We start from the raw sequence: 24,605 nt of genomic DNA on the forward strand, positions 1-24,605 counted from the left end.
CGGCTCGATCACCGCCCACGATTCATCGGTCACCTCATGACGACGCACCACGAACAGACCAACGACGCCACAACTTTGCGGACACGCCCTAGGAGAAAGGCCCCCCATGCCGATCACGGCACAGCACGTGAGCGACACCCTCGACGCCTACCTCGCCACCTACCCGGCCGAGAAGGACGCTCTGTCGGTCCTCGCCGAAGTGCTCGACGAAGCTGGCGACTCGATCGCGTCGCGCAAGGAATACCGCGGGCACGTCACCGCCGGGGCCGCCCTGCTCCGCCCTGACGGCCGCGTACTCACCATCGAACACCGCGCCCTGCAAAAGTGGCTGCTGCCTGGTGGACACGTCGAGGACAGCGACGCGACGCTCCTTGACGCCGCCCTGCGGGAACTGGCCGAAGAGACCGGCATCAGTCCCTTCCAGGTCGAGCCTGTCGGGGACGTCCCGCTTCACATCGACGCCCACCCGATCCCGGCCAACCCGGACAAGGGCGAGGACCCTCACCAGCATTTCGACTTCCGGTTCCTCTTCCGCACCACGTCCGACACTGTCGGGCTGCAAGAGACGGTCGAGTTGCAAGAGGAAGAGGTCACCGCCTGTAGCTGGCAGTTCGCCGACATGCTGACGGCCGAGCCGCTGCGCACGCGCGTGATGAACGCCACACGTTAGCTCGCCCCGGGCACAGATCGGCCCCGGTACCCGCCTGGGGTACCGGGGCCGCTGCGTTTCAGGGCATCACCGCAGGTCATTCACGCTTTTCACGCGACTGGGCGTCTTCTGCCACTTTGAACGCGATTCCGTCCAGGATGTCGTGTTCGCTCACGATGACCTCCTCGGCGTCGCAGCGTTCCATCAGGGTCAGGAGGATCAGGGCGCCCGAGGCGATGACGTCGGCGCGGCCGGGGTGCATCACCGGGATCGCGGTGCGTTCCGCGTGGGTGGCGGACAGCAGCATCGCGGTGATGTCGGCCACCTGCCCGCGGGAGACGCGCGAGTGGTGGATGGCCGCCGAGTCGTACGCGTCGAGGCCGAGCGCGATCCCGGCGATGGTGGTGACCGACCCCGCGAGGCCGATGAGGGTGCGGGCCTCGCGCAGCGGTACGGTGCGCTCCGCGAGGTCGAGGGCGGCCCCGATGTCGGCGCGCACCGCCGCCACCGGCCCGGGGCCGGGGCGGTCGGGTACGGCGCCGTCCACCACGAGGTGGCGCTCCGTCAGCCGGACGCAGCCGATGTCGACGGACTTCGCGGCGCGCACCGAGCCGTCGCCGAGCACGCACTCCGTGGAGCCGCCGCCGATGTCCGTCACCAGGAAGGGGCGGCCGAGGTCGGCGCGGCCCGCCAGCTCCCTGGTGGCGCCGAGGAAGGAGAACTCGGCCTCCCGGTCGCCCGTGATGACCTCGGGGGTGACGCCGAGGACGGCGCGCACCCCGTCGGTGAAGGCGTCGCGGTTGGCGGCGTCGCGGGAGGCCGAGGTGGCCACGAAGCCGACGCGCTCGGCGCCGTGCTCCTCGATGGCGGCGGCGTAGCGCCGACAGGCCGCGAAGGTGCGCTCAAGGGCCTCGTCGGCGAAGCGCCCCGTGCGGTCGACGCCCTGGCCGAGGCGGACGATCTCCATCCGGCGGTCGAGGTCGGTGAGGGTGCCGGCGGCGGGGTCGACGTCCGCGATCAGCAGCCGGATGGAGTTGGTTCCGCAGTCGATGGCGGCCACCCGGGTCAGGGCCACTTGAGTCCCCTTCAGTTGTGTGTGCTTGCGTTTCAGGCGGTTTCCGAGGTCTCCGGGTGGACGCACGGGCCCTTGCGCCACCACTCGGGCAGCATCGCGAGCGCCTCGTCGCCGAGCGGGTTGACGCCGGGGCCCGCGGCCAGCGAGTGCGCCACCAGGACGTGCAGGCACTTGACCCGGTCGGGCATACCGCCCGCGCTGGGGAAGCCCCGCAGCTCCTCGATCTCGTCGCGGCGGCGCAGATAGTCCTCGTGCGCCGCCTGGTAGGCGGCGGCCAGCTCGGTGTCCTCGGCGAGCCGCGCCGTCATCTCCTTCATCACGCCGTCCGCCTCCAGGGTGCCGATCGCCGAGGCGGCCCGCGGGCAGGTCAGGTAGTAAAGCGTGGGGAACGGGGTGCCGTCCGGCAGCCGGGGCGCGGTCTCCACCACGTCGGGCAGGGCGCAGGGGCAGCGGTGCGCGATGGCCCGCAGGCCGCGCGGGGGGCGGCCGAGCTGGAGCCGGAAGGCCGCGACGTCCTCCTCGGTGGGCTCGGTACGCGGGGTCGGCGGCGGGGGGTTCTGCATGGGGCGGTGTTTCTCTCCGGTGTCGTCGAGGGGGGGCGGCCCTCCGGCCTCAGCGGTCGCCGCTTCGCGCGTCGCCCGCCCGGCCGGGGCCGCCCGACCGGCCGGTGCTGTCTGCTCTGTCCGCCCGGTCGAGGCCGTCCCAGACGTTCGAGTACCAGGGGCGGTCCGTGGCGCCGTCGTCGTCACGGTGGGAGGAGGCGGCGTCGGGGTCGAGCAGGATGTAGCCGGTCTCGCCCGGCAGCACGAAGTGCAGCCGCTCGCGGATCTGCTGCTCCGCGTACGCGTCGTCCTTCCAGCGCGCCTTCTGGTCCCGCAGCTTCTCCACCGCCGCCTTGCGCTGCTCCACCTGGCGGCGCATGTCGGCGACGTCGGCGCGCTGGGACACGTACTGCCTCATCGGGTAGGCGAGCGCGACGACGAGGGAGCACAGCACGACGGCGAGCACCGCGGCCCGCCCGGTCAGCCGGGAGCGGCGGGCCTGGCGCCTGGTCTGCGAGCGGTAGACGCGAGCCGCGGTCTGTTCGCCGAGCAGCCGCAGCCTGGTCGTGGTGGAGAACCGGTCCTTCCCGGCCATGCGTTCCGCCTCCCCTGTGCGCCGGCTGCGTCGTCCCCGTTGTTCGTGTTGTTCGTGTTGTTCGTGTTGTTCGTGTTGTCTGTGTTGTTCGTGTTGTCTCTGCTCCTGGTACCCGTCGCCCGTCGTGCCCGCGGGAGCGCACGAGGCGGCCACGGCGCGCGTGCCGCCCGTGCCGCCCGCCACGGCGGTGCGCCGGGCGGGCGGTCACGGGCGGCGCGGTCGCTACGACGCCGGGCGGAAGCGCGGGAAGGCGCTGCGTCCCGCGTAGACGGCGGCGTCGTCGAGGATCTCCTCGATGCGCAGGAGCTGGTTGTACTTGGCGACGCGCTCCGAGCGCGCGGGGGCGCCGGTCTTGATCTGACCGCAGTTGGTGGCGACGGCCAGGTCGGCGATGGTGACGTCCTCGGTCTCGCCCGAGCGGTGCGACATCATGCACTTGAAGCCGTTGCGCTGGGCCAGCTCCACCGCGTCCAGGGTCTCGGTGAGGGAGCCGATCTGGTTCACCTTCACCAGGAGCGCGTTGGCCGAGCCCTCCTCGATGCCGCGGGCCAGGCGCTCGGGGTTGGTGACGAAGAGGTCGTCGCCGACGAGCTGGACCCGGGAGCCGAGGCGCTCGGTGATGGCCTGCCAGCCCTCCCAGTCGTCCTCGTACAGCGGGTCCTCGATGGAGACCAGCGGGTAGGCGTCGACCAGCTCGGCGTAGTAGTCGGTCAGCTCGGACGCGCTGCGCTCGGAGCCCTCGAAGCGGTACGAGCCGTCCTTGTAGAACTCGGAGGCGGCGACGTCGAGCGCCAGCGCGATCTGCTGCCCCGGGGTGTACCCGGCGGCCGAGATGGCCTCGACGATGAGGTCGAGCGCCTCCCGGTTGGAGCTGAGGTTCGGCGCGAAGCCGCCCTCGTCGCCGAGGCCCGTGGACAGGCCGCGCTCCTTCAGGACCGACTTGAGCTTGTGGTAGACCTCGGCGCCCCAGCGCAGCGCCTCGGAGAAGGACTCGGCGCCGATCGGCGCGATCATGAACTCCTGGATGTCGACGTTGGAGTCCGCGTGGGAGCCGCCGTTCAGGATGTTCATCATCGGCACCGGCAGCAGGTGCGCGTTGGGTCCGCCGAGGTAGCGGAAGAGCGGCAGGTCGGACGCCTCCGAGGCGGCGTGGGCCACGGCGAGCGAGACGCCGAGGATGGCGTTGGCGCCCAGCGAGGACTTGTCGGGGGTGGCGTCCAGGTCGAACATCGCCTGGTCGATCAGGCGCTGCTCGGTGGCGTCGTAGCCGACCAGCTCGGGCCCGATCTGCTCGATGACCGCCAGAACGGCCTTCTCGACACCCTTGCCGCCGTAGCGGTTGGCGTCTCCGTCACGCAGCTCCAGGGCCTCGAAGGCCCCGGTGGACGCGCCGGAGGGCACGGCGGCACGTCCGGTGCTGCCGTCGTCAAGGCCGACTTCGACCTCGACGGTGGGGTTGCCTCGGGAGTCCAGGATTTCCCGGGCTACCACGACGTCGATGGACGGCACGAGCATCTCCTTATGAGTGTCACGCGGGGGACGCGGTTGTGGCTTGCGCCCTGAGCCTAGCCTTCCCGGCCGCCGCGCTCCTCCGGCCCCCACCGAGGCCCCCCAAATCCGTACGAACCGGGCCGCGTGACGGCGCCAGGGCCGACCTCGCGGCGCGGGAGCCGACGCGGCCCCGGGGCGGCGGGCGCTCCGGGGCCGCGGGGTCGGGGGCGGGTCAGCTCAGGTGGAGCTGCTGGCCCGGGTAGATGACATCGGCGTCGTCGATGATGTCGTCGTTCAGCTTGAACAGCTTCTTCCAGCCACCGGCGACGTGGTGCTCGGCGGCGATCCTGCTGAGCGTGTCACCGTGCTCGACCTTGTACTCGCCGTCGCCCTTCTTGACCTTCTTGCCGGTCGGGGTGGAGACAGAGCCGCGCTCCTGCGAGCGGGAGGCGTGCTGTCCGCCCTGGCGCGGCGCGGAGCCGGACGGGGCGCTGGACTCGCCCGAGCCCTGCTGGGTGCCGGAGCCCTGGCCGCCGGAGCCGGAGGAGGCGCCGCCGCCGCTGTACGGGGTGGAGCTGAGCCCGGTGCCGCAGACCGGCCAGGCGCCCTTGCCCTGCCCGGCGAGCACCTTCTCGGCGACCGCGATCTGCTGGGCCTTGGTGGCCTGGTCGGCGCGGGCCGCGTAGGCGGTGCCGCCGTACGAGGCCCAGGTCGAGTTGGTGAACTGGAGGCCGCCGTAGAAGCCGTTGCCGGTGTTGATCGACCAGTTGCCGCCGGACTCGCACTGGGCGACCTTGTCCCATTCGGAGGCGCTGGCGGCCGACGCGGTGCCGCTGGTCAGCAGCGGGGCGGCGACCGCGGCACCGGCGACACCCGCGAGGGTGACGACACGGGTGGTGCGGTTGAGTACGGACGGACGGCGGTGCTTGCCCTTGCCGGAACGCAGCATGGAGTGTTCCCCTCACCGACGCCTGCGAGGTGAGCTGTCGGGTTCGGACCGTGTGAGTGTCCGGCCGCACGGCTTGCGTACGGCTTCACCCCGAGCTGGAACCCTTACCTGACGAGGGCGCACTTCCGCGCTCCCCCGCCGGGCTTCGAGCCCCGGCGCAAACCTTGGTTCCCCCGCTCCTGCCTACGGCGCTTGACGCGACGACTGTTCCCGGGCGGCCGTCGGCAGGATTCGGCGTGACGGCCGCCGGTGCCCGCTGTGGCGGGCGGGAACGAACGTAAGCAACAGAAAGCCTGATTTACAAAGACGATCAGGGCTACTGAGACTCATCTCTCACATGAGTCCCTCGTCGCGAAAGCGGACATTAGGGTTCGAACTACCGCCCGGAAGCGTCCTTTTGGGCGTCGTCGCCCGTGGTGTCGTCCAGTCCGAGATCAAGGGTCTGGCCTGGGAGTATCAGGTCGGGGTCGGTGCCGACGACCTTCTTGTTGCCGGCGTAGAGCGCGGGCCATCCGCCCTTGACGCCATGGGAGTCGGCGATGACCGACAGGTTGTCGCCCGGGCGGACCACGTAGGAGCCGTCGGCGCCCTTGCCGTCCTCGCCGCCGTCGTCCTCGCGGTCCTCGCCGCCCCGGGAGGCGTGCCGCCCCGCGGGGCCGCCGGAACGGCCGTCCGCGGAGCCGTCGTCGGCGCCGGGGCGGCGGTGCCGCCCCGAGCCGCCGTCCGAAGCGTCGCCGGACGGGCTCGACTTGTCGCCTTCCGCTCCCTCGCCATGGGGGTGGTTACCGGCGTTTCCCGGCTCTTTCCCGGTATTTCCGGCATCCTGGGAGCTTCCGTCGTCCGACGGGTCCGTGGTGTCCGAGGTGCCGCCCGTGCCGTCGCTCGCGGACGGGGAGGCGCTGTCCGACGGGGAGGCGTCGGAGCCGCCCGAGCCGTCGGAGGGTTCATCGGACGGCTCTGCCGAGTCCGAGGGGGCCGGGGAGTCCGAGGGCGTCGCCGAGTCGGACGGGGCGGGCGACTGGCTCGGGCTCGTGGAGGAGCCGTCCGTGCCGCCGGTGGGCGTGCCGGTGCCCTCCAGCAGCGCCGCCTCGTCGGTGCAGCCGCCGAACGCGGAGGGGCCCTCGGTCGCCAGCAGCTTTTCGGCCACCGCGATCTGCTCGGCCCTGCTGGCCTTCTCGGGGCTCGTAGCGTAGGCGAGGCCGCCGTAGGCCACCCACTCGCGGGACGAGAGCTGGAGGCCGCCGTAGTGGCCGTTGCCGGGGATGGCGGTCCAGTCGCCGCCGCTCTCGCAGTTCGCGAGCTGGTTCCATGTCATGCCGTCGGCCGCGCTCGCGCCGGTGGCGCCGAGCAGTGGCAGGGCGATGGCAGAGCCCGTCACTCCGGCGGCCACGACCAGGGCCGGGGCCTGACGAGGGCGACGGTGTTTGCCGTTCCCGGAGAGCATGCGGTTGCCTTTCGCGTAACGGATGTGGCGACTGTGGCGAAGCCAGGGAGTCGAGCTGAACGTAGCCGTATTAAATGCCCAGTCACAAGTCGATGCAGCGCAGATCACGTCGACATCACGTTTTTGACGGTACGTCAGCCGTCGCACTCCGGAACAACGCCGCCGAACGGACAAGCGGAACCGGTCGGGTCACTACGGGACGGGTCAATTCAGGCCGGGCGGGCGGGCGGTGCGGCCGGTGCCGCTGCCGCGCGGGCCCCGCGCTCCGGGGTGAAAGTGACCGGAAGTGAGCGCAGCCCCCGCATGATGAGGCCGCCGCGCCAGCGCAGTTCCGACTCGTCCACGGCGAGCCGCAGATCCGGCAGCCGCACCAGCAGCCTGGCGAGCGCCGTCCTGCCTTCGAGGCGGGCGAGCGGGGCGCCGAGGCAGTAGTGGATGCCGTGCCCGTAGCCGAGGTGCGGGTTGTCCGCGCGGGCCAGGTCGAGCGTGTCGGGCGCGTCGAAGCGCGCCGGGTCCCGGTCGGCGGCCGCCAGCACGACGAGCACCGCGTCGCCCGCCGCGACGGCACGGCCGCCGATGTGCAGGGGCTCGGTGGCGTAGCGCCAGGTCGCCAGCTCCACCGGGCCGTCGTAGCGCAGCAGTTCCTCGACCCCGCTGTCCAGCAGCGCCGTCTCGCCGGCCGCCAGGGAGCGCTGGAGGCGGGCGCGCTGCTCCGGGTGGCCGAGCAGGGTGTGGACGCCGTTGCCGATGAGGTTGACGGTCGTCTCGAAGCCCGCGAAGAGGAGGATGAACGCCATCGCGGCGGCCTCGTTCTCGGTGAGCTGCTCGCCGTGGTCGGACGCCTGGATGAGCGCCGAGATCAGGTCGTCCGCGGGGTCGAGGCGCTTGCGGTGGATGAGCCGCGCGAGATACGCCCGCATCTTCTTGACGGAACGCGCCACCCCGCCGCGCGCGCCGCCCCCCGGGGTGCCCGGCAGATGCAGCATCAGGCCCGCCCAGTCCCGGAAGTCGTCCTGGTCCTCGCGGGGCACGCCCAGCAGGTCGCAGATGGCGTAGATGGGCAGCGGGAAGGCGAACTCCCGCAGCAGGTCGGCCTCGCCGCGGTCCGCGAACGCGTCGACGAGAGCGTCCGTCAGCTCCCGCACCCGTGGCTCGAACGCGGCGACGCCGCGCGGTGTGAACGCCTTCGAGACCAGCCGCCTGAGCCTGGTGTGGTCCGGCGGGTCGATGTTGAGCAGATGCGTCATCAGCTCCGCCTTGCGCTCCCCGGGGATGCCGGTGCGCCCGCGTGCGCCGTCCGCCTCGCCGTGGTGCGCGGGGTTCTTGCTGAGCCGGGGGTCGCCGAGCGCCGCGCGGGCGTCCGCGTAGCGGGTCACGAGCCATGCCTCCACCCCGCTGGGCAGGGTGGTGCGGTGCACGGGCGCGTGCTCGCGCAGCGCCGCGTAAGCGGGATACGGGTCGGTGGCGAAGCCCTGCGTGAACAGGGCGGGCAGGCGCGTCGGCACCGCCGCGCTCACCCCTGCCCGCGGCGGCGCAGCTCCGCGGCGAGGATCGCGTCCCGGTAGGCGCGGGCCGCCGCGCGCAGCGCCGTCTCCGGGTCGACGCCCTCCGCCTGGGCGCGGGCGGCGAGCGCCAGCAGCTCGTGGCCGATACCGCCGCCGCGGGGCAGCGGCACGTCGAGCCCTGCGGCGTCCGCCCGCGAGACGAGCTTGGCGGCGAGCGCCAGCGCGGGCTGACCGAGCGGCACGCCCTCCGTGACGGACTCGCGGCGCTTCTCCTCCGCCTTGGTGCGCTGCCAGATCTCCTCGACGTCCTCGGGGGTCTCGGCGACGGCGTCCCCGAAGACATGGGGGTGGCGGTGGACGAGCTTGGCCACGATCCCGGCGGCCACGTCGTCGATGGAGAACGCCCCGCCGTCCCCTTCTTCCCCTTCTTCCCCTTCTTCCCCTTCTTCTCCCTCTGCTCCCTCTGCTCCTTCTTCTCTTCCGTCGGCGGCGCCTGTGCCGACTGCGCCGCCCTCCTCCGCGATACGGGCGTGGAAGACCACCTGGAGCAGGACGTCGCCCAGTTCCTCGCGCAGCTCGGCGCGGTCGCCCGCCTCGATGGCCTCGACCAGCTCGTACGCCTCCTCGATGGCGTACTTGGCCAGGCCCCTGTGGGTCCTGAGGGAGGCCCAGGGGCACTCGGCGCGCACCCGGTCCATCACCTGCACCAGGTCGAGCAGCCGGGCGCCGGGCAGGTCGTAGGAGGCGGGCAGCAGTTCCAGGTCGGGCATGGCCGTGCGCCCCGACCCGGCGAGCCCCGCGAGTCCGTCGGTGAGCGCGGGCTCGCCCTCCCCCGAGGCCACGACGACCACGGTGCTGCCCCCGGCGCACTCCGCCACCAGATCGCGCGCCGTCGGCGCCGCGGCCTCGACCACGACACCCGCCTCACGCAGGTACGGGAGCTGCGGGTGCGCCTCGTCGGCGCACACCACGCGGTCGGCACCGCGCAGCGCCTCCCACGCGGGCCAGGAGAGCAGCCCGGGTGCGACCCGGTGGCTGGTGGTGAGCAGTACGATCCGCCCGGCACCGGGCGCGGTCCGCGCGGTCTGTACGGGGGAAACGGCGCCCTCGGGGGCCCCTGACGGAAATGCGGTCACGTGTCGAACGTAACGCACGGACCGGGCGACCTGGGGCGGAGGGGGCCGCCGGGCCCCCTCACATCGCGCCGCGACGGCGGGCGACCGTAACGACGGCAGCCGACGGTGCCGAGCCCGCCCCGCCCCCGGCGGCGAACCCGGCCGTCAGGCCGGCTGTCAGGCCGACTGCGGGGAAGCCGCCGCGGCCGACGACGTGTCCTTCAGCCAGGGAAGCTTCTTGTCCACCCGCGTGCTGCGGGTGTTGTCCCAGGTCCCATAGCGGGGGTTGAGGTCGACATGGAGGGTCTTCGAGGTCTCGGCCAGCCGCTTCCAGAGGCCGTTCTGGCCCTCCTGGCTGTTCATGTCGATACCGAGCTTGTTCGCGATCTTCCGCGCCTCCAGCTCGGTGCGCAGGTTCTCGTCGAGGTAGCGGGGAGCCACGTTGTACCGCTGGAGCCAGATGTTCTCCAGGCCCTTCGCGCCGCCCGACTGCTGCTCGAAGACGGCCCGCTGGGCCTGTAGCTCGGCGCGGCTCGGTGTGACGCCCTCGTCCTTCGCGGTGCGGTCCATCACCCGGGACAGCACCATGTTCTCGAGCGTGGTCCTGGGCAGCGTCCCGGTGCCCGAGACGGCCTGCTGGTACTGCTGCTCGCTGCCCGTGGCCGAGCGCAGCGCGCTCTGCGCCGCCTTGACCCGGTTCTGCACCTGGGAGACCGTGATCCGCTCGCCGCCGACGACGGCCGCGGTGCCCGGATGCGCGTCGCTGCCGCAGGCGGTCAGCAGCGGCGCGGCGGCGAGCAGCGCGGCTGCGGGGACGAGAAGCGCGGTGCGCGCGGTGCGACGGCGGCGGTGCAAGGGAGCCTCCCGGGGAGATTGTGCGGCGGAGCACAAAGTCATGCGGTGATCGATGGTATGCAGTCGCCGTGGCCGGGGCCACAGGTTCGGCCGCACAGTTCGACCAACGAGCACCGCCCCGCGGGGGACACTCGGGGCACACCGTGCGCTATCGGTCACGTACCCGCCCCGCCGGCTCAGCCCCGTACCTGGCCGAGCCACTGGAGGGTGCGGTGCACCTCCGCGGCGAAGGGGTGCCCGGGGCCGTGCAGCAGCTCGGCGTCCCTCGCGAGCCGGGCCAGCGTGTCGTGGGCGGCGGCGCGGTCGCCGAGCGCCAGCAGCAGATGGCCGATGCGGCGCCTGATGTCGAGCGCCGTCGCGGTGTCCGCGGCGGCCCCGCCCTGCCCCGAGCCGCCCGTCAGATACGGGTTGCCCGGGTACGGCGGCGGATAGCCCTGCCGGCCCGGGTACGGGGCCTCCTGGTAGCCGCGCTCGTAGAACGGCAGCAGGGCGCGGTACTCCGCGAGCGCGGGGGCGGCGTCGCCGAGCTGTTCGAGGCACTGCGCGGCCTCGTAGCGGAACCGCAGCGCCGCCGGGTCGGCCGGGCCCGACTCGGCCGCCACCTGGTCGGCGAGCCCGCGCAGCTCGGGCAGCGCGCGGCGGTACTGGCCGTCGTCCATCAGCGTGGCCGCGTACTGCTTGCGCAGGGACCTGACCACGGGCGAGCGCTCGCCGTGCTGGGCCGCGGCGGCGGGCAGGATGGCGCCGAGGATGTCCACGGCCTGGGTGATCCTGCCCTCCCCCAGCAGCCGCTTGACCTCGTCGACCGCCGCCGCCACATCGGGCCGGTCGGCGTGCACCACCGGCGGCCTCGACGGCGGGGGCGGGGTAAGGGCCGTGTCGGGCCACGGGGCGTGCGGGCGCACGAACGGCCTGGTGGGGTCCTGGGGGCCGCCGAGCGGCGCGCCGCGCCCCGGCAGCAGCGCCGCCAGCTCCCCGTACACCGCCTGCGCGGACGCGGGGCGGTGCTGCGGGTCCTTGGCGAGCAGCCGCAGCACCAGCGTCGCCAGGGCGTCGGGCACCTCGGGGCGCGCCACGCGCACCGGAGGCGGCGCGTCGTACAGGTGCTGGTGCAGCACGCCGAGCGCGGTGGCGGCGGTGAACGGGGGCTCCCCCGTGCACAGTTCGTGCAGCAGCACGCCCAGCGCGTACAGGTCGGTGTAGGGGCCGACGGAGCCGCCCATCGCCTGCTCCGGCGCCATGTACGCGGGGCTGCCGATGAGGGAGCCGGTGTGGGTGAGGCGGGTGGTGTCGGTGTTCATCACGGAGGCGACACCGAGGTCGAGGACGGTGAGGGTGCCGTCCTGCTTCACCATCACGTTGCGCGGCTTGAGGTCGCGGTGCACGATCGGCACCGCGTGCACCGCGCTGAGCACCGCGCACAGTTGCGCCGCCACCGCGACGGCCCAGGGCCACGGGTAGGGGCGGTGCGCGGTGAGGTGGTCGCCGAGGTCGGAGCCGTCGATGTGCTGCATCACCAGGTACAGGTCGTCGGCCTCGCTGCCGGCGTCGTGCACGGTGACCAGGCCCGGGTGGTCGACCTGCGCGGTGACCCGGCACTCGCGCTCGAACCTGCCGCGCAGGTCGGCGATCTCGGCGGCGCTGGTGCCCGTCACCCGGTCGGGGCGCAGCAGCTTCACCGCGACCCGGCGGTCGAGCCGCTGGTCGTACGCCGTCCAGACCTGGCCCATGCCGCCCTGCCCGATGAGGGCGGACAGCGCGTACCGCCCGGCGACGAGGCGTCCCTCGCTCACGTGGCGGCCCCGGGCCCGCCGGGCGGCGCGTCCTGCGGGCCGCGCTCGCCGTCGTGGCGCCTGAGGTAGTCGCTCAACTCGTCGAGTTCGGCGCGGACCTGGTCGATACGGGCCGGGCGCGGCCCGCTCGCGGGCGGCGGGACGGCCGCGGCGCCCACCGGCCCGGCCGGGGCGCCGAACGCGGGTCCGGGCGCCTGGGTCGGGCCGAGGGGGTCGTAGCCGCCGAAGGGGGCGGCGGGGCCCGGATAGCCGTAGCCGGGCGCGGCGTTGGGGATTGCGGCGGGGGCGGCGAGGGCGCGGTAGTGCCGTACGTCCCTCACCAGGTAGTAGACGACGGCGCCGAGTGCGATGCCGAGCAGCAGCAGGATGCCGACGACCCCGCGCCAGGTGCTGATGTCCTCGCCCGGGTCGCTGGCGAGCAGGACGACGCTGAGCGCGACACCGGCGACATTGCCCCAGAAGGCCAGCCAGTCACGGGTCTTCCTCGTCACCACGGCGAGCCGCAGGGTGGCGATCCAGGACAGGAAGCCGATGCTGCCCATCGAGGCGGCCACGCACACCACCCGCGTCACGACCAGGAAGGCGGCCGAGGGGCGCCGGGGCTGCGGCGGCGCGAGACCGGGGCCGTACATGAGTGCTCCTTGAACCCGACGACTTGCCTGGACCTGCCCGTGTCACACGGCGCCGGAGCGCGCCCGCGCGACACAGGGGTAGAGCGTAACGGCACGTCCCGACAAGTGTTCCCCGGCGGTGGACGCCCCGGGCCCACCCGTACAGAACCGTGACCGGCGCGGCACCGCGCGGTGGCCGGGCGCCCCGCTCACCCCCCGCACTGCGCGCGCATCACCTTCGCGTCCGCGGGGGTGACCGGGAGGTGGTACTTGAGGGCGACCTGGCCGAAGCGGACCGCGTAGGCGCAGCGGATGTGCTTGTCGGGCGGCAGCCAGGAGGCGGGGCCCGAGTCGCGCTTGGCGGAGTTGGCGCGGCCCTGGACGGGGATCAGGTTGAGGACGTCGTTGGCCAGTTGCTCCCGTTTGCTCTTCGGCCAGCGGGACGCGCCCATCTGCCAACTGTAGGAGAGCGGCACCACGTGGTCTATCTGGACGTCGGCGGCATCCTCCTTCTTCCACTTCATGGTGGTGCCGGTGTACGGGTCGTGGAGGGTCATGGAGACGACCACGCAGTCGGAGCCCGAGCGGAAGCGGAGGTCCTGGCCGTCGCGGCGGATGAGGTCGTCGCGGGTGTCGCAGCCGTTGTGGGCGAGCGGCACCCCGTCGGCCGTGTCCATCCAGGCGTAGCCGAACTCGTCGCGCGCGTAACCGGTCTTCGGGCCGCGGCCCTTGGTGGGGACGTCGCCGATGATCCGCAGCGCCTTCGCCTCGTCGGCGTCGGAGGTCACGGGGGCGAGCCCGGGGCGGGTGCCGTCCGCGTTGTCCAGCGGGCTGACGGCGTGCCCGTCGGGCGTGCCGGAGGCGGGGCCGCCGGTGGCGCCGCCCGCGGTGGGCGAGCCGCCGGGCACCGGGGTGTCCCTCTCCAACTGGTCGCACCCCGCGGTGAGGACGCCGAGCGCCAGCACGGCGCACACGGCCAGTGCCCGCGGCGCGGCCGTGCCGCCGCGCGGCAGCGGTCCCGCACCGGGCCCCGTCCTGCTTCGGGCGCCTCCCGCGCCCGCCCCGCGTGCGATCCCGCCCGCTTCCGGCACTCCGCGGCCACCACGAAACCCACGGACCACAGCCCCGCCCCTCTCCCCGGATACCGCCCCCTGCGGGCGCCCCGGCGCTATGAACCGAGGATCGTGGTCAGGAACTCCCCTGTCCATGCCAGCAGCTCACGGCCCGTCAGCGGCTTGCCGCCGACCTTCGCCGTCTTCGGGCGCGGTACGAGGAGCTGGCGGGCGGCGGCCTTGACCACCGTGCCGGGGTAGATGCGGTTCAGCCGCAGCTCCTGGGACTCGCGCAGCTCGGGGGCGGGCGCGAAGCGGATGCTGCTGCCCTGGACCACGATCTCGGCGACGCCGCAGGCCCGGGCGAGCATCCGCAGGCCGGCCACCAGCAGCAGGTTCTCCACCGGCTCAGGCAACTTGCCGTAGCGGTCGGCCAGTTCCTCGCGCACCTGCCTGATGTCGTCCTCGGAGTTCACCGAGGCGATCGCCCGGTACGCCTGGAGCCGCAGCCGCTCGCCCGGCGCGTAGTCGTGCGGGACGTGCGCGTCCACCGGAAGCTCGATCTTGACCTCAAGCGGCGCCTCGGCGGCCGCGCCGCCGCCCTCAAGCTCCGCGCGGTAGTCGGCGACCGCCTCGCCCACCATCCGTACGTACAGGTCGAAGCCGACGCCCGCGATATGCCCGGACTGCTCGCCGCCGAGGAGGTTGCCCGCGCCCCTGATCTCCAGGTCCTTCATCGCCACGTACATGCCCGCGCCCATCTCGGTGTGCTGGGCGATGGTGGCGAGCCGCTCGTGGGCGGTCTCCGTCAGCGGCTTCTCCGGCGGGTAGAGGAAGTAGGCGTAGCCGCGCTCCCTGCCCCGGCCGACGCGGCCGCGTAGCTGGTGCAGTTGGGAGAGGCCGAAGTTGTCGCCGCGCTCCACGATCAGGGTGTTGGCGTTGGAGATGTCGATGCCCGACTCCACGATCGTGGTGGAGACGAGCACGTCGAACCGCTTCTCCCAGAAGTCGACCACGACCTGTTCGAGCACCTGCTCCGACATCTGGCCGTGCGCCGTGGCGATCCTCGCCTCCGGCACGATCTCGCGGAGCCTGGCCGCCGCGCGGTCGATGGACTCCACCCGGTTGTGGATGTAGAAGACCTGGCCCTCGCGCAGCAGCTCCCTGCGGATCGCGGCGCCGATCTGCCGCTCCTCGTAGGGCCCGACGAAGGTGAGGACGGGGTGGCGCTCCTCGGGGGGCGTGGTGATCGTCGACATCTCCCTGATGCCGGTCACCGCCATCTCCAGGGTGCGCGGGATCGGGGTCGCGGACATCGTCAGCACGTCCACATTGGCCCGCAGCTTCTTGAGCTGCTCCTTGTGCTCGACGCCGAAGCGCTGCTCCTCGTCGACGATGACGAGGCCGAGGTTCTTGAAGCGGGTCTCGGACGAGAAGAGGCGGTGGGTGCCGATGACGATGTCGACGGAGCCCTCGCGCAGCCCGTCGAGCACGGCGCGCGCCTCGGTGTCGGTCTGGAAGCGGGACAGCGCCCGCACCGTCACCGGGAACTGCGAGTACCGCTCGGAGAACGTGCCGAAGTGCTGCTGCACCAGCAGCGTCGTCGGCACGAGGACCGCGACCTGCTTGCCGTCCTGTACCGCCTTGAAGGCGGCGCGCACCGCGATCTCGGTCTTGCCGTAGCCGACGTCGCCGCAGATCAGCCGGTCCATCGGGACCGTCTTCTCCATGTCCTCCTTGACCTCGGCGATCGTGGTGAGCTGGTCGGGGGTCTCCGCGTACGGGAACGCGTCCTCCAGCTCGCGCTGCCAGGGGGTGTCGGGCGCGAAGGCGTGCCCGGGGGCGGCCATGCGGGCCGAGTAGAGCCTGATCAGGTCGGCGGCGATCTCCTTGACCGCCTTCTTGGCGCGCGCCTTGGTCTTCGTCCAGTCGGCGCCGCCGAGCCGGTGCAGCGTGGGCGCCTCGCCGCCGACGTACTTGGTGATCTGCTCCAGTTGGTCGGTGGGGATGTAGAGCCGGTCGCCGGGCTGGCCGCGCTTGGCGGGCGCGTACTCGACGACCAGATACTCGCGGGTCGCGCCCTGCACGGTGCGCTGGACCATCTCGACGTAGCGGCCGACGCCGTGCTGCTCGTGGACGATGAAGTCGCCCGGCTCCAGGGTCAGCGGGTCGATGGTCTTGCGGCGCCGCACCGGCATCCGCTGGCCCTCGCGGCCCGCCGCCTTCTGCCCCGACAGGTCGGTCTCGGTGAGCACGGCGAGCCGCAGCGCCGGGTCGACGAAGCCGTAGTCGATGGAGCCGCAGGCGACCTGGACGACGGACGGGGTGAGCGCGGTCAGGTCGGCGTCGAGGCGGGCCGCGACGCCCTCGCCGCCCAGCACCTCGACGGTGCGGGCCGCCGGGCCCTGGCCCTCGGTGACGAACACGGTGCGCCAGCCGTCGGCGAGCCACTGCTTGGTGTCGGCGAGGGCGCGCGCGGTGTCGCCGCGGTAGCTCTCCGGCGCGTGCATGCCCAGCCTGAGGGTGTCGCCCTCCCCGGTGCCGTGCCCGCCCGACGGGACGGTCAGTTCCTCGGCCTCGGGGGACGCGGAGAAGGGGGACACCGACCACCACATCATGCCCAGCTCACGGGCGCGCTCCCGGACGTCCGCGAGCGAGCGCAGGGACGCGGCGCCCACGTCGATCGGCGCCTCGCCTCCCCCGGCGCTCGCGGCCCAGGACGCCTGCAAGAACTCCTGGCTCGTCGCCACCAGGTCGGCGGCCCTGGTACGGACCCGCTCCGGGTCGCACACCACCGCCATGGTGCCCGCGGGGACCACGTCGAGCAGCAGCTCCATCTCGTCCACGAGCACGGGGGCCAGCGACTCCATGCCCTCGACGGCGATGCCCTCGGCGATCTTGCCGAGGAGTTCGCCCAGCTCCGGGTGGGCCTCGGCGAGGTCGGCGGCGCGGGCGCGCACGTCGTCGGTGAGCAGCAGCTCGCGGCAGGGCGGCGCCCACAGGCCGTGCTCGGCGATCTCCAGGGAGCGCTGGTCGGCGACCTTGAAGTAGCGGACCTCCTCGACCTCGTCGCCCCAGAACTCCACCCGCAGCGGGTGCTCCTCGGTGGGCGGGAACACATCGAGGATGCCGCCGCGCACCGCGAACTCGCCGCGCTTCTCGACCAGCTCCACGCGCGCGTACGCGGCCGCCGCCAGGGCGTCCACGGTCTCTTCGAGGTCGGCGGACGCGCCGCTGGCGAGGCTCACGGGCTCCAGCTCGCCCAGGCCCCTGACCTGCGGCTGGAGCACGGAGCGCACGGGGGCGACGACGACGCTCACCGGACCGGTCTCGGGGTCGTCGGCGCGGGGGTGGGCGAGCCTGCGCAGCACCGCGAGGCGGCGCCCCACGGTGTCGGAGCGCGGCGAGAGGCGCTCGTGCGGCAGGGTCTCCCAGGACGGGTACTCCACCACACCGTCCGGCGGCAGCAGGCTGCGCAGGGCCGCGGCCAGGTCCTCCGCCTCCCGTCCCGTCGCGGTCACGGCGAGCACCGGGCGGCGGGCGTCCCTGGCGAGCGCGGCGACGGCGAAGGGGCGGGTGGCGGGCGGCCCGACCACGTCCAGGTGCATACGCGACCCGTTCGTGGCGGCCGAGACCGCCTCCGCCAGTGCGGCGTCCTCGACGAGGGCGTCCAGCAGAGCGTGCAGGCTCATGTAAGGGGTTCCCGTTCCGGGTGGGCATCACGAGGGGCCCGTTTCCGACTGGTGCGGGCGGGCCTCGGAGTCCAGCCTACGACGTGCCCGCGGGGCGCCGCCCCCGCGCGGTTACCGTGCGGTAGCCGGCGGTGGCACGGCGGTCACGGGCCGGTCGAGCCGAGGGGCCCGGCCCCCACGAGGGGGAGCCGGGCCCGGTGTGCGGTGACGGTGCGCGGTCAGTCGGTGGCGATGGCGTTCAGTACGTTCATCCGCCCCGCCCTGAAGGCCGGGACCAGCGCCGCGAAGAGGCCGACGAAGGCGGAGGCCACGAAGACCGCCACGATCGTGCCCCAGGGGATCTCCAGCACCCCCAGGCCCTCCAGCGCCAGCAGCTTCTGCGCCGTCGCGCCCCAGCCCATGCCGAGCCCGAGCCCGAGCAGCGCGCCGAACAGGGCGATCACCACCGACTCCAGCCTGATCATGCGGCGCAACTGGCGCCGGGAGAGGCCGATGGCCCGCATCAGGCCGATCTCCCTGGTGCGCTCGACCACGGAGAGCGCCAGCGTGTTCACCACGCCGAGCACCGCGACCACGATCGCCAGCGCGAGGAGCCCGTAGACCAGGTTCAGCAACTGGCCGACCTGGTCCTTGAGCTGCTTCTTGTAGTCGGTCTGGTCCTGCACCTTGTACTGGGGGTACGCCTCAAGGGAGTGCTTGAGGTCCTTGTACGCCTGCTTCTCCTGGCCGTCCTTGGCCGCCGCGAACATGATCATGTCGTGCGGCAGCTTCGCCTCGGGGACGTACTGCCTGGCGGTCGCGGTGCTGACGTACATCGCGCCCTTGTCGATGGCGGTGTCGTCCGAGGTGATCGCCGCGACCTTCAGCCTGGCGGTCCTGCCCTCCTTGAAGGCCACGGTCAGGGTGTCGCCGACCTTGACGTGGTTCTTCTTCGCGTAGTCGTCGCCGACGGACATGGCGCCCTTGCCGTAGGCAGCCGACAGCTCGCCCTGAGTGGTCTCCCTGCGCAGGTCCTTCGCGTACGACGGGTCGGCGGCGGCCAGGTCCTGCTTCGCGGTTTTGCCGTTCGGCGCGGTGACCCTGGCCGGGACGGAGAGGTAGTGGGTGACGTGGTCGAGGCCCTGGGTGTTCTCGACGGCCTTGGCGGCCTGCGGGACGATCTGCTGCCCGGTGTTGGACTGCACGATGAAGTCGGCGCCGACGGACTTGTCGAGCTGGTCGGTGGCGGACGCCACCATCGAGGAGCCCACCACCGAGAGGCAGGCCACCAGCGCCAGGCCGATCATCAGCGCGGCGGCGGTGGCGCCGGTGCGGCGCGGGTTGCGCAGCGCGTTGCGCTCGGCCATCCGGCCCACAGGACCGAAAAGACGCAGCACGATCGCGCTCAGCACCCGTACGACGACCCCGGCGAGCAGCGGCCCGATGACGATGAAGCCGATCAGGGTGAGCACCACGCCGATCCCGAGCATCCCCGCGCCCTGGCCCGCCTTGTCGGCGCTCGCCCCGGCGTAGAGCCCGGCGGCGCCTGCCAGGGTGAGGACGACGCCGAGCACGGCGCGTACCGTGCCGCTGCGGCCCTCGGGCGCGGACGCCTCGTCGCGCAGCGCGGCCATCGGGGAGACCTTGCCCGCGCGGCGCGCCGGGATGTACGCGGCGACGACCGTGACGATGACACCGAGGACGATGCCGATCACGGGGGTCGTCGCCTTCACGGTGAGGTCCTGGGTGGACAGCTCCATGCCCGCGGAGTTCATGATCTTCATCAGCCCCACGGCGAGCCCGACACCTGCGCCGACGCCCAGCACGGAGCCGACGATGCCGAGCAGTACGGCCTCGATCAGCACGGACCTGTTGACCTGCCGCCTGGAGGAGCCGAGGGCCCGCATCAGGCCGATCTCCCTGGTGCGCTGGGCGACCAGCATGGAGAACGTGTTGACGATCAGGAAGATGCCGACGAGCAGGGCGATACCGGCGAAGCCGAGCATCGCGTACTTGAGGACGTCGAGGAGCGAGCCGATGCTGTCGCGGTTCTCGTCCGACGCCTCCTTCTGCGTCTGCACCTTGTACGCGGTGCCGGAGGCCCCGGGGGACAGGGCCGACGCCACGGACTGCTTCAGGGTGTCGTCGCTGACGCCCTTGGCGGCGCTGACGTCGACATGGGTGAAGCGGCCCTGCTGCCCGAGCAACTGCTGCTGGGCGGTGGCGGTGTCCAGGTAGATGACGGCGGCGCCCGGGTTGGTCACCTTGAAGGAGACGATGCCGGAGATCCGGGCGGTGAAGTCGCCGGTGACGGAGATGGTGCGCAGCTCGTCGCCGATCTTCAGGTGGTGCTTGTCGGCGGTCTGCGAGTCGATCAGCACCTCCTTGCCGTGCGGGGCGTGCCCGGAGTCGAGCGTCATGGAGCGCAGCTCGTTCTTCGTCCAGTTGCCCGCGATGGTCGGCGCGCCGGTGTCGGGGCTGACGCTCTTGTTCTTCGCGTCGACGACGGTGACGCTGGAACTGCTGACGGCGCCCTGGACCCCGTCGACCCCGTCGACCGCCTTCACCTTGTCGAGGACCGAGGCGGGCAGCGACTTGGGCCGGCCGCCCTCGGGGCTGGTGTCGCCCTCGCCGCCGTCCTTGGGCGCGACGGTGACGTCGGCCGACGTCTGCGCGAACAGCTTGTCGAAGGTGGTGTTCATGGTGTCCGTGAACACCAGGGTGCCGCAGACGAACGCGACGGAGAGCAGGACGGCGACGGCGGAGAGCGCCATGCGGCCCTTGTGCGCGAGGAAATTGCGCAGGGAGCCTCTCATTACGGTCATGCTCAGCGCCCCCTGCCGCCCTGGGCGGGGGCGTGCTCGCCGGAGAACCGCAGCATGCGGTCGAGGACCGCGTCCGGCGTGGGGCGCAGCATCTCGTCGACGATGCGGCCGTCCGCCAGGTACAGCACCCGGTCCGCGTAGGCGGCGGCGACCGGGTCGTGGGTGACCATCACGATGGTCTGGCCGAGTTCGTCGACGGACTTGCGCAGGAAGCCGAGGATCTCGGAGCCGGCCCGCGAGTCGAGGTTTCCTGTCGGCTCGTCGCCGAAGATGATCTGCGGCCTGGCCGCGAGGGCACGCGCCACCGCGACCCGCTGCTGCTGGCCGCCGGAGAGCTGGGTGGGCCGGTGCTTGAGGCGGCCGCTGAGGCTGACGGTCTCCACCACCCGCTCCAGCCAGTCGCGGTCGGGCTTGCGGCCCGCGATGTCCATGGGGAGGGTGATGTTCTCCAGTGCGTTCAGCGTCGGCAGCAGGTTGAACGCCTGGAAGATGAAGCCGACCCGGTCGCGCCTGAGCTGGGTGAGCTTCTTGTCCTTCAGCCCGGTGATCTCGGTGTCCTCCAGGTAGATCTGCCCTGAGGTCACCGTGTCGAGCCCGGCGAGGCAGTGCATCAGCGTGGACTTGCCCGAGCCCGAGGGGCCCATGATCGCGGTGAACTGCCCGCGGGCTATGTCCACGTCGACGTTGTCGAGGGCGAGGACGCGGGTCTCGCCCGCGCCGTATGCCTTCACGACCTGCCGCGCGCTCGCGGCTGCGGCCGTCTGCCCCGTTGATCCCCCGTACTGGGAGCTGGTCACAGCCGATGTCACGGTATTTCTCCTAGCTGGTCTTGGGTGAGCGGTCGCGCCCGGTGCGCTGGGGACGCGGGCGGTGTGCCGCGCGGCGGGCCCCTCGGCCGCGCCGCGGACGTCTCAAGTCTGGTGTGCGGACCGGGCCCGGCGCCCTGGGGCATGGCCTAGTCTTCGGGTGGGGAAGCCCCCACCGTCACGCGGGGGAAAGCCCGCGGACGCACCGCGAAACCCCGTGTCCCGCGAGCCGGTCCCGCCTGGGTGGCGGGGCGTCCGGCGCGGCAGGACCAGCGTAAGGAGCGGGAAAGGGCACCCTCTTCCTCCGCCCGGACGAACGTCGCTCGGTACTTGGTACCGGGGTCTCCCCTAAGGGAGTCAGCCTTGCGAAGGACCCCGCGTCAGGGTCTTCTCCACCCTGGTAACCATGCGCCCGCCCCCGCGCCGTGCTGCCGCCCGCCCCGGCCCCGGCCCGGGTCCGGCGGCGTACGCCCTGCTCAGGAGGGGTACGACCGTCCGTGGCGCGGCACCGGGCGCGCACCGGCGCGGCCCGTACGGAGGACGCCCCCTCCACACAACGGATGACCCGCCGCCCCCTCCACGGGGACGACGGGTCCATGGCCGTTCGGCGCGCCCGCCCGCCGGGGGCGCTCAGCCCGCCGGGCGGCGCGGGCTCAGAGGAGCCCGTCCCACATCTGTTCGAGCAGTACCGACCACCAGTTCTCCGGGGACGCGAGCGCCGCCGGGTCGAGCGCGGCGAGCTGCGCCTGGAAGTCGACGGTCCAGCGGCCCGCCTGCTCCTGGTTCAGACCGAACCGCAGCCGCCACATCCGCCCCAGCAGGGCGAGGCAGCGCACGAACTCGGGCAGCCCGGTGTTCACGAACTGCGGCGGCGCCGAGGCCCCGCCCGGGCCCGGCTCCACGGGCACCGCCACGATGTTCGCGGTGCCGTACTGGACGCAGACGGCGCGGCCGAAGTCGCTGCCCATCACCAGGTAAGAGCCCGCGTCGGCGGCGGGCTGGACGCCGCGCTCCTGGGCCACCTCGGCGAGCGTCGGCACCGGCCGCCCCGGCTGGGCCTGCGCCCAGAAGAACGGGCCGACGTCGACGGGCAGGCCCGCCCACATCAGCGTGACCGACACCGCCTCCGGCACGCCCTGACGGGCCACCGCGCGCTGCTCGAAGCGGAAGACGCCGGGCCCGAAGGCCGCCGCCAACTCCTGCCCCAGCTCCTCGGGGCGCAGCGGCGGCGCCTGCTGGACCTGCGGCAGCGGGGCGCGCACCGGGGCGAGCCGCGGCGGCGCGTCCGCGACCTGGTGCAGCTCGCCCTGGTGCGCCAGCAACTGCTGCATGCCCTGCTGCCGCGACGCGTGGTCGGTGCCGTAGGGCGCGATGGACGTGATCCTCGCCTGCGGCCACTGCTCGCGGATCATGCGCGCGCAGTAGGCGCCCGGCAGCTCGCACGACTCCAGCTCGGTGTGGAGTTCGAGCACCTGCTGCGGCGGCACGCCCATGGCCTGCAACTCGTGGAAGATCTGCCACTCCGGGTGCGGGATGCCCGGCGCCGAGCGGCGGATGAGCTGCTGCTCTGAGCCGTCCTGCGCGCGGTAGCGCAGCACGGCCTGGTAGCCGGGTCCGACCGTCGGCTGCCCGGGCGGCTGCTGGGGATAGCCGTACGTCGCGGGTGCGGCAGGGGGCGGCGGGGTGCCGGGCCCGCCGGGCGGCGGCATGAGCGGCCCGCTCTGCCCGGGTCCCGCCAGCATGGTCGCCGCCTGGTGCACGCCTCCCCCGGTGCCGCCGGGAGCCGCGGGGGGCGCGCCGGGCGGCGGGGTGCCGGGGGCACCGGGCGCGTTCGGCGGGGGCGGAGTGCCGGGGGCGCCCGGCGCGTTGGGCGGCGGCGGGGTGCCCGGGCCGCCGGGCGAGGCGAGCATCGTCTCGGCATGGTGCACCGCGCCGGGCGGCGGCGTCCCGGGAGCGCCCGGCGCGCCGGGCAGGTTCGGCGGGGGCGTCGGAGGCCCGGGCGGCTGGAGGCCGCTCCTGCTGCCCCCGGTCCCCGGCGCGCCCGGGGCGCTGGGCGGCGGCGGAGTGCCGGGGCCGCCGGGCGAGGCGAGCATCGTCTCGGCGTGGTGCACCGCGCCGGGCGGCGTCCCAGGAGCGCCGGGCGCACCGGGCGCGTTCGGCGGCGGCGTGGGGGGTCCGGGCGGGCCGCCTGCGCCGGCTGCGTTCGACGGCGGCGGGGTGCCGGGGCCCGTGGGGTTGCCGGGCGTGAGGGGGTTCTGCCCGCCGAGCGAGGAGACGAGCTGGGTCGGGACGTAGCCGCCCGCCGCGCCGCCGCCGGGCGCGGCCGGTGGCGGCGGGGTGCCGGGGCCCGCGGCGGGGGCGCCCGGGTAGCCGTACGAGGGCGGGGCGTCGGGCCCCGCGCCCGGCGGGGCCGGGGTGCCCGACGGGGGCGGTGCGCCCGGGTAGCCATACGAGACGGGCCCGGGGGCGGCGCCCGCCGGGTTGTCGGGGCCCGGCACCGCGGGGGCCACCGCGGTCGGGGGCAGTTGGCTGCCGCCCGACATCAGGGCCGTCTTCGCCTCGGGCGCGACCCCCGGGGGCCTCTCCCCCGTGCCGTCCGGCCCGTCTGCGCTGTCTGCGTTTTCGGTGTCTTCCGCGTTCTCCGGGATCTGGGGCGCGAACACGGTGGCGGGAAGCGGCACCGAGCGGTCCTCGCCCTGGTCGGCGTTGGTGTCCGTACCGGCCCACGGCGTCGCGTCCTGCGCCCCGCCGACGGGCGCGCCCGCGCCGTCGGCGCCCTCGGCCGGGGCGGCGGGCCAGGGGGTGGGCGCCGGGGAAGGCGAGGGGGCGGCGGGCTCGGGCGGGCCCGGTTCCGCGCCCTGTGGCGCGGGGGTCCCGGGGCCCGCAGGGGCGGGGTGTCCGGTGTCGGCGCCCGGTCCGGGCCGCGGCGCCTCCCCGGTGTCCGCCGGGGCGTCGGGGAACGCGAACGCGCCCGACTCGCCGGTGCCACGGGCCGTCGGCCCCGCGTCCGTGCCGGACGCAGCCGGCTGCGCCGACGCCGCGGCGGGCTCCGCCGCGCCCGGCGCGTCCCATGCGCCGGAGCCGCCGGAGGGCGGCGCCGGGACACCCGCCTGGGTCTGGGGCAGTTCGCCGGGCGCGGGGGACGCCGGGGGCGTCGGTGGCCCGGCAGGGGACGGGGGCACCGCGGCGGGGGCGCCGCCCGCGCCGGTACGGCCGCCGGAGGTGCCGCCGCCCGAGGTGCCGCCCGGCACGCCCATGCGGTCCGCCGCCTCCTGGAGCCACTCGGGCGGGGTCAGCAGGAACGACGTCTGGTTGAGGTCCACGCGCGCGGGCGGCGCGGCGGGCTCCGCTGTCTGGGCCGCGGCCCCGTACTCCTCCTCGTACCGGCGGATCACCTCGCCGACCGGCAGCGCGGGCCACAGCGTGGCCTCGCCGCTGTCGCGGGCGATGACGAGACGCTGTCCGCCGCCGTCCGAGCGCGGCCCCTCCGCGCGGTCCTCGGCCCAGACCACGAAGCCGAGCCCGAACTCCCGCACCCGCACCTCGCGGTGCTGGTACGCGGGCAGCTCCGCGTTGATCCACTCCTCGGCGCGCTCCTGCGCCTGTGCGAACGTCACCACGGGCGCC

Annotated in this window: 17 protein-coding genes and 1 riboswitch; of the genes, 1 reads left to right on the forward strand and 16 read right to left on the reverse strand. The window is 73.7% G+C overall.

Features of this window, described 5'->3' with window-relative positions; genetic code table 11:
- Window positions 1–106 precede the first annotated feature (106 nt).
- On the forward strand, window positions 107–670 hold the full coding sequence (locus tag ACIBIW_RS34190; protein WP_399342033.1) for an NUDIX hydrolase: 564 nt from the start codon (window positions 107–109) through the stop codon (window positions 668–670).
- A gap of 76 nt (window positions 671–746) precedes the next feature.
- Here ACIBIW_RS34190 and ACIBIW_RS34195 read toward each other — a convergent pair whose 3' ends face one another.
- From ACIBIW_RS34195 to ACIBIW_RS34270, 16 genes are all read right to left on the reverse strand, one after another.
- Complete coding sequence (locus ACIBIW_RS34195) at window positions 747–1,718, reverse strand: exopolyphosphatase (protein ID WP_399342174.1); 972 nt, start codon at window positions 1,716–1,718, stop codon at window positions 747–749.
- A 38-nt stretch (window positions 1,719–1,756) separates the two neighbouring features.
- Entirely contained in the window at window positions 1,757–2,287 is a 531-nt protein-coding gene (locus tag ACIBIW_RS34200; protein ID WP_399342035.1) for a DUF501 domain-containing protein, read from the reverse strand.
- Between the two features lie 49 nt (window positions 2,288–2,336).
- A complete protein-coding gene (locus ACIBIW_RS34205; protein WP_399342036.1) occupies window positions 2,337–2,861 on the reverse strand; it encodes a septum formation initiator family protein in 525 nt (174 codons plus the stop codon).
- A gap of 222 nt (window positions 2,862–3,083) precedes the next feature.
- Window positions 3,084–4,376, reverse strand: coding sequence for a phosphopyruvate hydratase (gene eno / locus ACIBIW_RS34210; RefSeq protein ID WP_399342038.1), 1,293 nt, complete (start codon window positions 4,374–4,376; stop codon window positions 3,084–3,086).
- Window positions 4,377–4,584: 208 nt separating this feature from the next.
- Window positions 4,585–5,301 (reverse strand): transglycosylase family protein, encoded by a 717-nt coding sequence (locus tag ACIBIW_RS34215; RefSeq protein ID WP_399342040.1) that lies wholly within the window; start codon window positions 5,299–5,301, stop codon window positions 4,585–4,587.
- A gap of 4 nt (window positions 5,302–5,305) precedes the next feature.
- Window positions 5,306–5,502, reverse strand: a riboswitch (cyclic di-AMP (ydaO/yuaA leader).
- A 175-nt stretch (window positions 5,503–5,677) separates the two neighbouring features.
- On the reverse strand, window positions 5,678–6,679 hold the full coding sequence (locus tag ACIBIW_RS34220; protein ID WP_399342041.1) for a transglycosylase family protein: 1,002 nt from the start codon (window positions 6,677–6,679) through the stop codon (window positions 5,678–5,680).
- 275 nt (window positions 6,680–6,954) lie between these two features.
- Window positions 6,955–8,250 (reverse strand): cytochrome P450, encoded by a 1,296-nt coding sequence (locus ACIBIW_RS34225; RefSeq protein WP_399342043.1) that lies wholly within the window; start codon window positions 8,248–8,250, stop codon window positions 6,955–6,957.
- A gap of 8 nt (window positions 8,251–8,258) precedes the next feature.
- Window positions 8,259–9,386: a MazG family protein gene (locus ACIBIW_RS34230; protein ID WP_399342045.1), complete on the reverse strand. Its 1,128-nt coding sequence runs from the start codon at window positions 9,384–9,386 to the stop codon at window positions 8,259–8,261.
- A 156-nt stretch (window positions 9,387–9,542) separates the two neighbouring features.
- The gene (locus ACIBIW_RS34235; protein WP_399342046.1) at window positions 9,543–10,220 is read right to left on the reverse strand and encodes a SurA N-terminal domain-containing protein; all 678 of its coding nucleotides are present in this window, start codon (window positions 10,218–10,220) and stop codon (window positions 9,543–9,545) included.
- A gap of 176 nt (window positions 10,221–10,396) precedes the next feature.
- Window positions 10,397–11,950, reverse strand: coding sequence for a protein kinase (locus tag ACIBIW_RS34240; protein WP_399342175.1), 1,554 nt, complete (start codon window positions 11,948–11,950; stop codon window positions 10,397–10,399).
- Between the two features lie 59 nt (window positions 11,951–12,009).
- On the reverse strand, window positions 12,010–12,645 hold the full coding sequence (locus ACIBIW_RS34245) for a hypothetical protein (protein ID WP_399342048.1): 636 nt from the start codon (window positions 12,643–12,645) through the stop codon (window positions 12,010–12,012).
- 188 nt (window positions 12,646–12,833) lie between these two features.
- Window positions 12,834–13,604: an HNH endonuclease family protein gene (locus ACIBIW_RS34250; protein WP_399342176.1), complete on the reverse strand. Its 771-nt coding sequence runs from the start codon at window positions 13,602–13,604 to the stop codon at window positions 12,834–12,836.
- A gap of 188 nt (window positions 13,605–13,792) precedes the next feature.
- Complete coding sequence (mfd, locus tag ACIBIW_RS34255; RefSeq protein ID WP_399342051.1) at window positions 13,793–17,368, reverse strand: transcription-repair coupling factor; 3,576 nt, start codon at window positions 17,366–17,368, stop codon at window positions 13,793–13,795.
- A 218-nt stretch (window positions 17,369–17,586) separates the two neighbouring features.
- Entirely contained in the window at window positions 17,587–20,172 is a 2,586-nt protein-coding gene (locus ACIBIW_RS34260) for an ABC transporter permease (protein WP_399342053.1), read from the reverse strand.
- Between the two features lie 2 nt (window positions 20,173–20,174).
- The gene (locus tag ACIBIW_RS34265) at window positions 20,175–20,981 is read right to left on the reverse strand and encodes an ABC transporter ATP-binding protein (protein WP_399342054.1); all 807 of its coding nucleotides are present in this window, start codon (window positions 20,979–20,981) and stop codon (window positions 20,175–20,177) included.
- A 650-nt stretch (window positions 20,982–21,631) separates the two neighbouring features.
- Window positions 21,632–24,598 carry an SUKH-4 family immunity protein gene (locus ACIBIW_RS34270; RefSeq protein ID WP_399342056.1) on the reverse strand — a complete coding sequence of 989 codons (2,967 nt, stop codon included), beginning with the start codon at window positions 24,596–24,598 and terminating at the stop codon, window positions 21,632–21,634.
- Window positions 24,599–24,605: the final 7 nt, after the last annotated feature.

The sequence above is a fragment of the Streptomyces sp. NPDC050560 genome (assembly GCF_044457285.1).
Classification (GTDB): domain Bacteria; phylum Actinomycetota; class Actinomycetes; order Streptomycetales; family Streptomycetaceae; genus Streptomyces.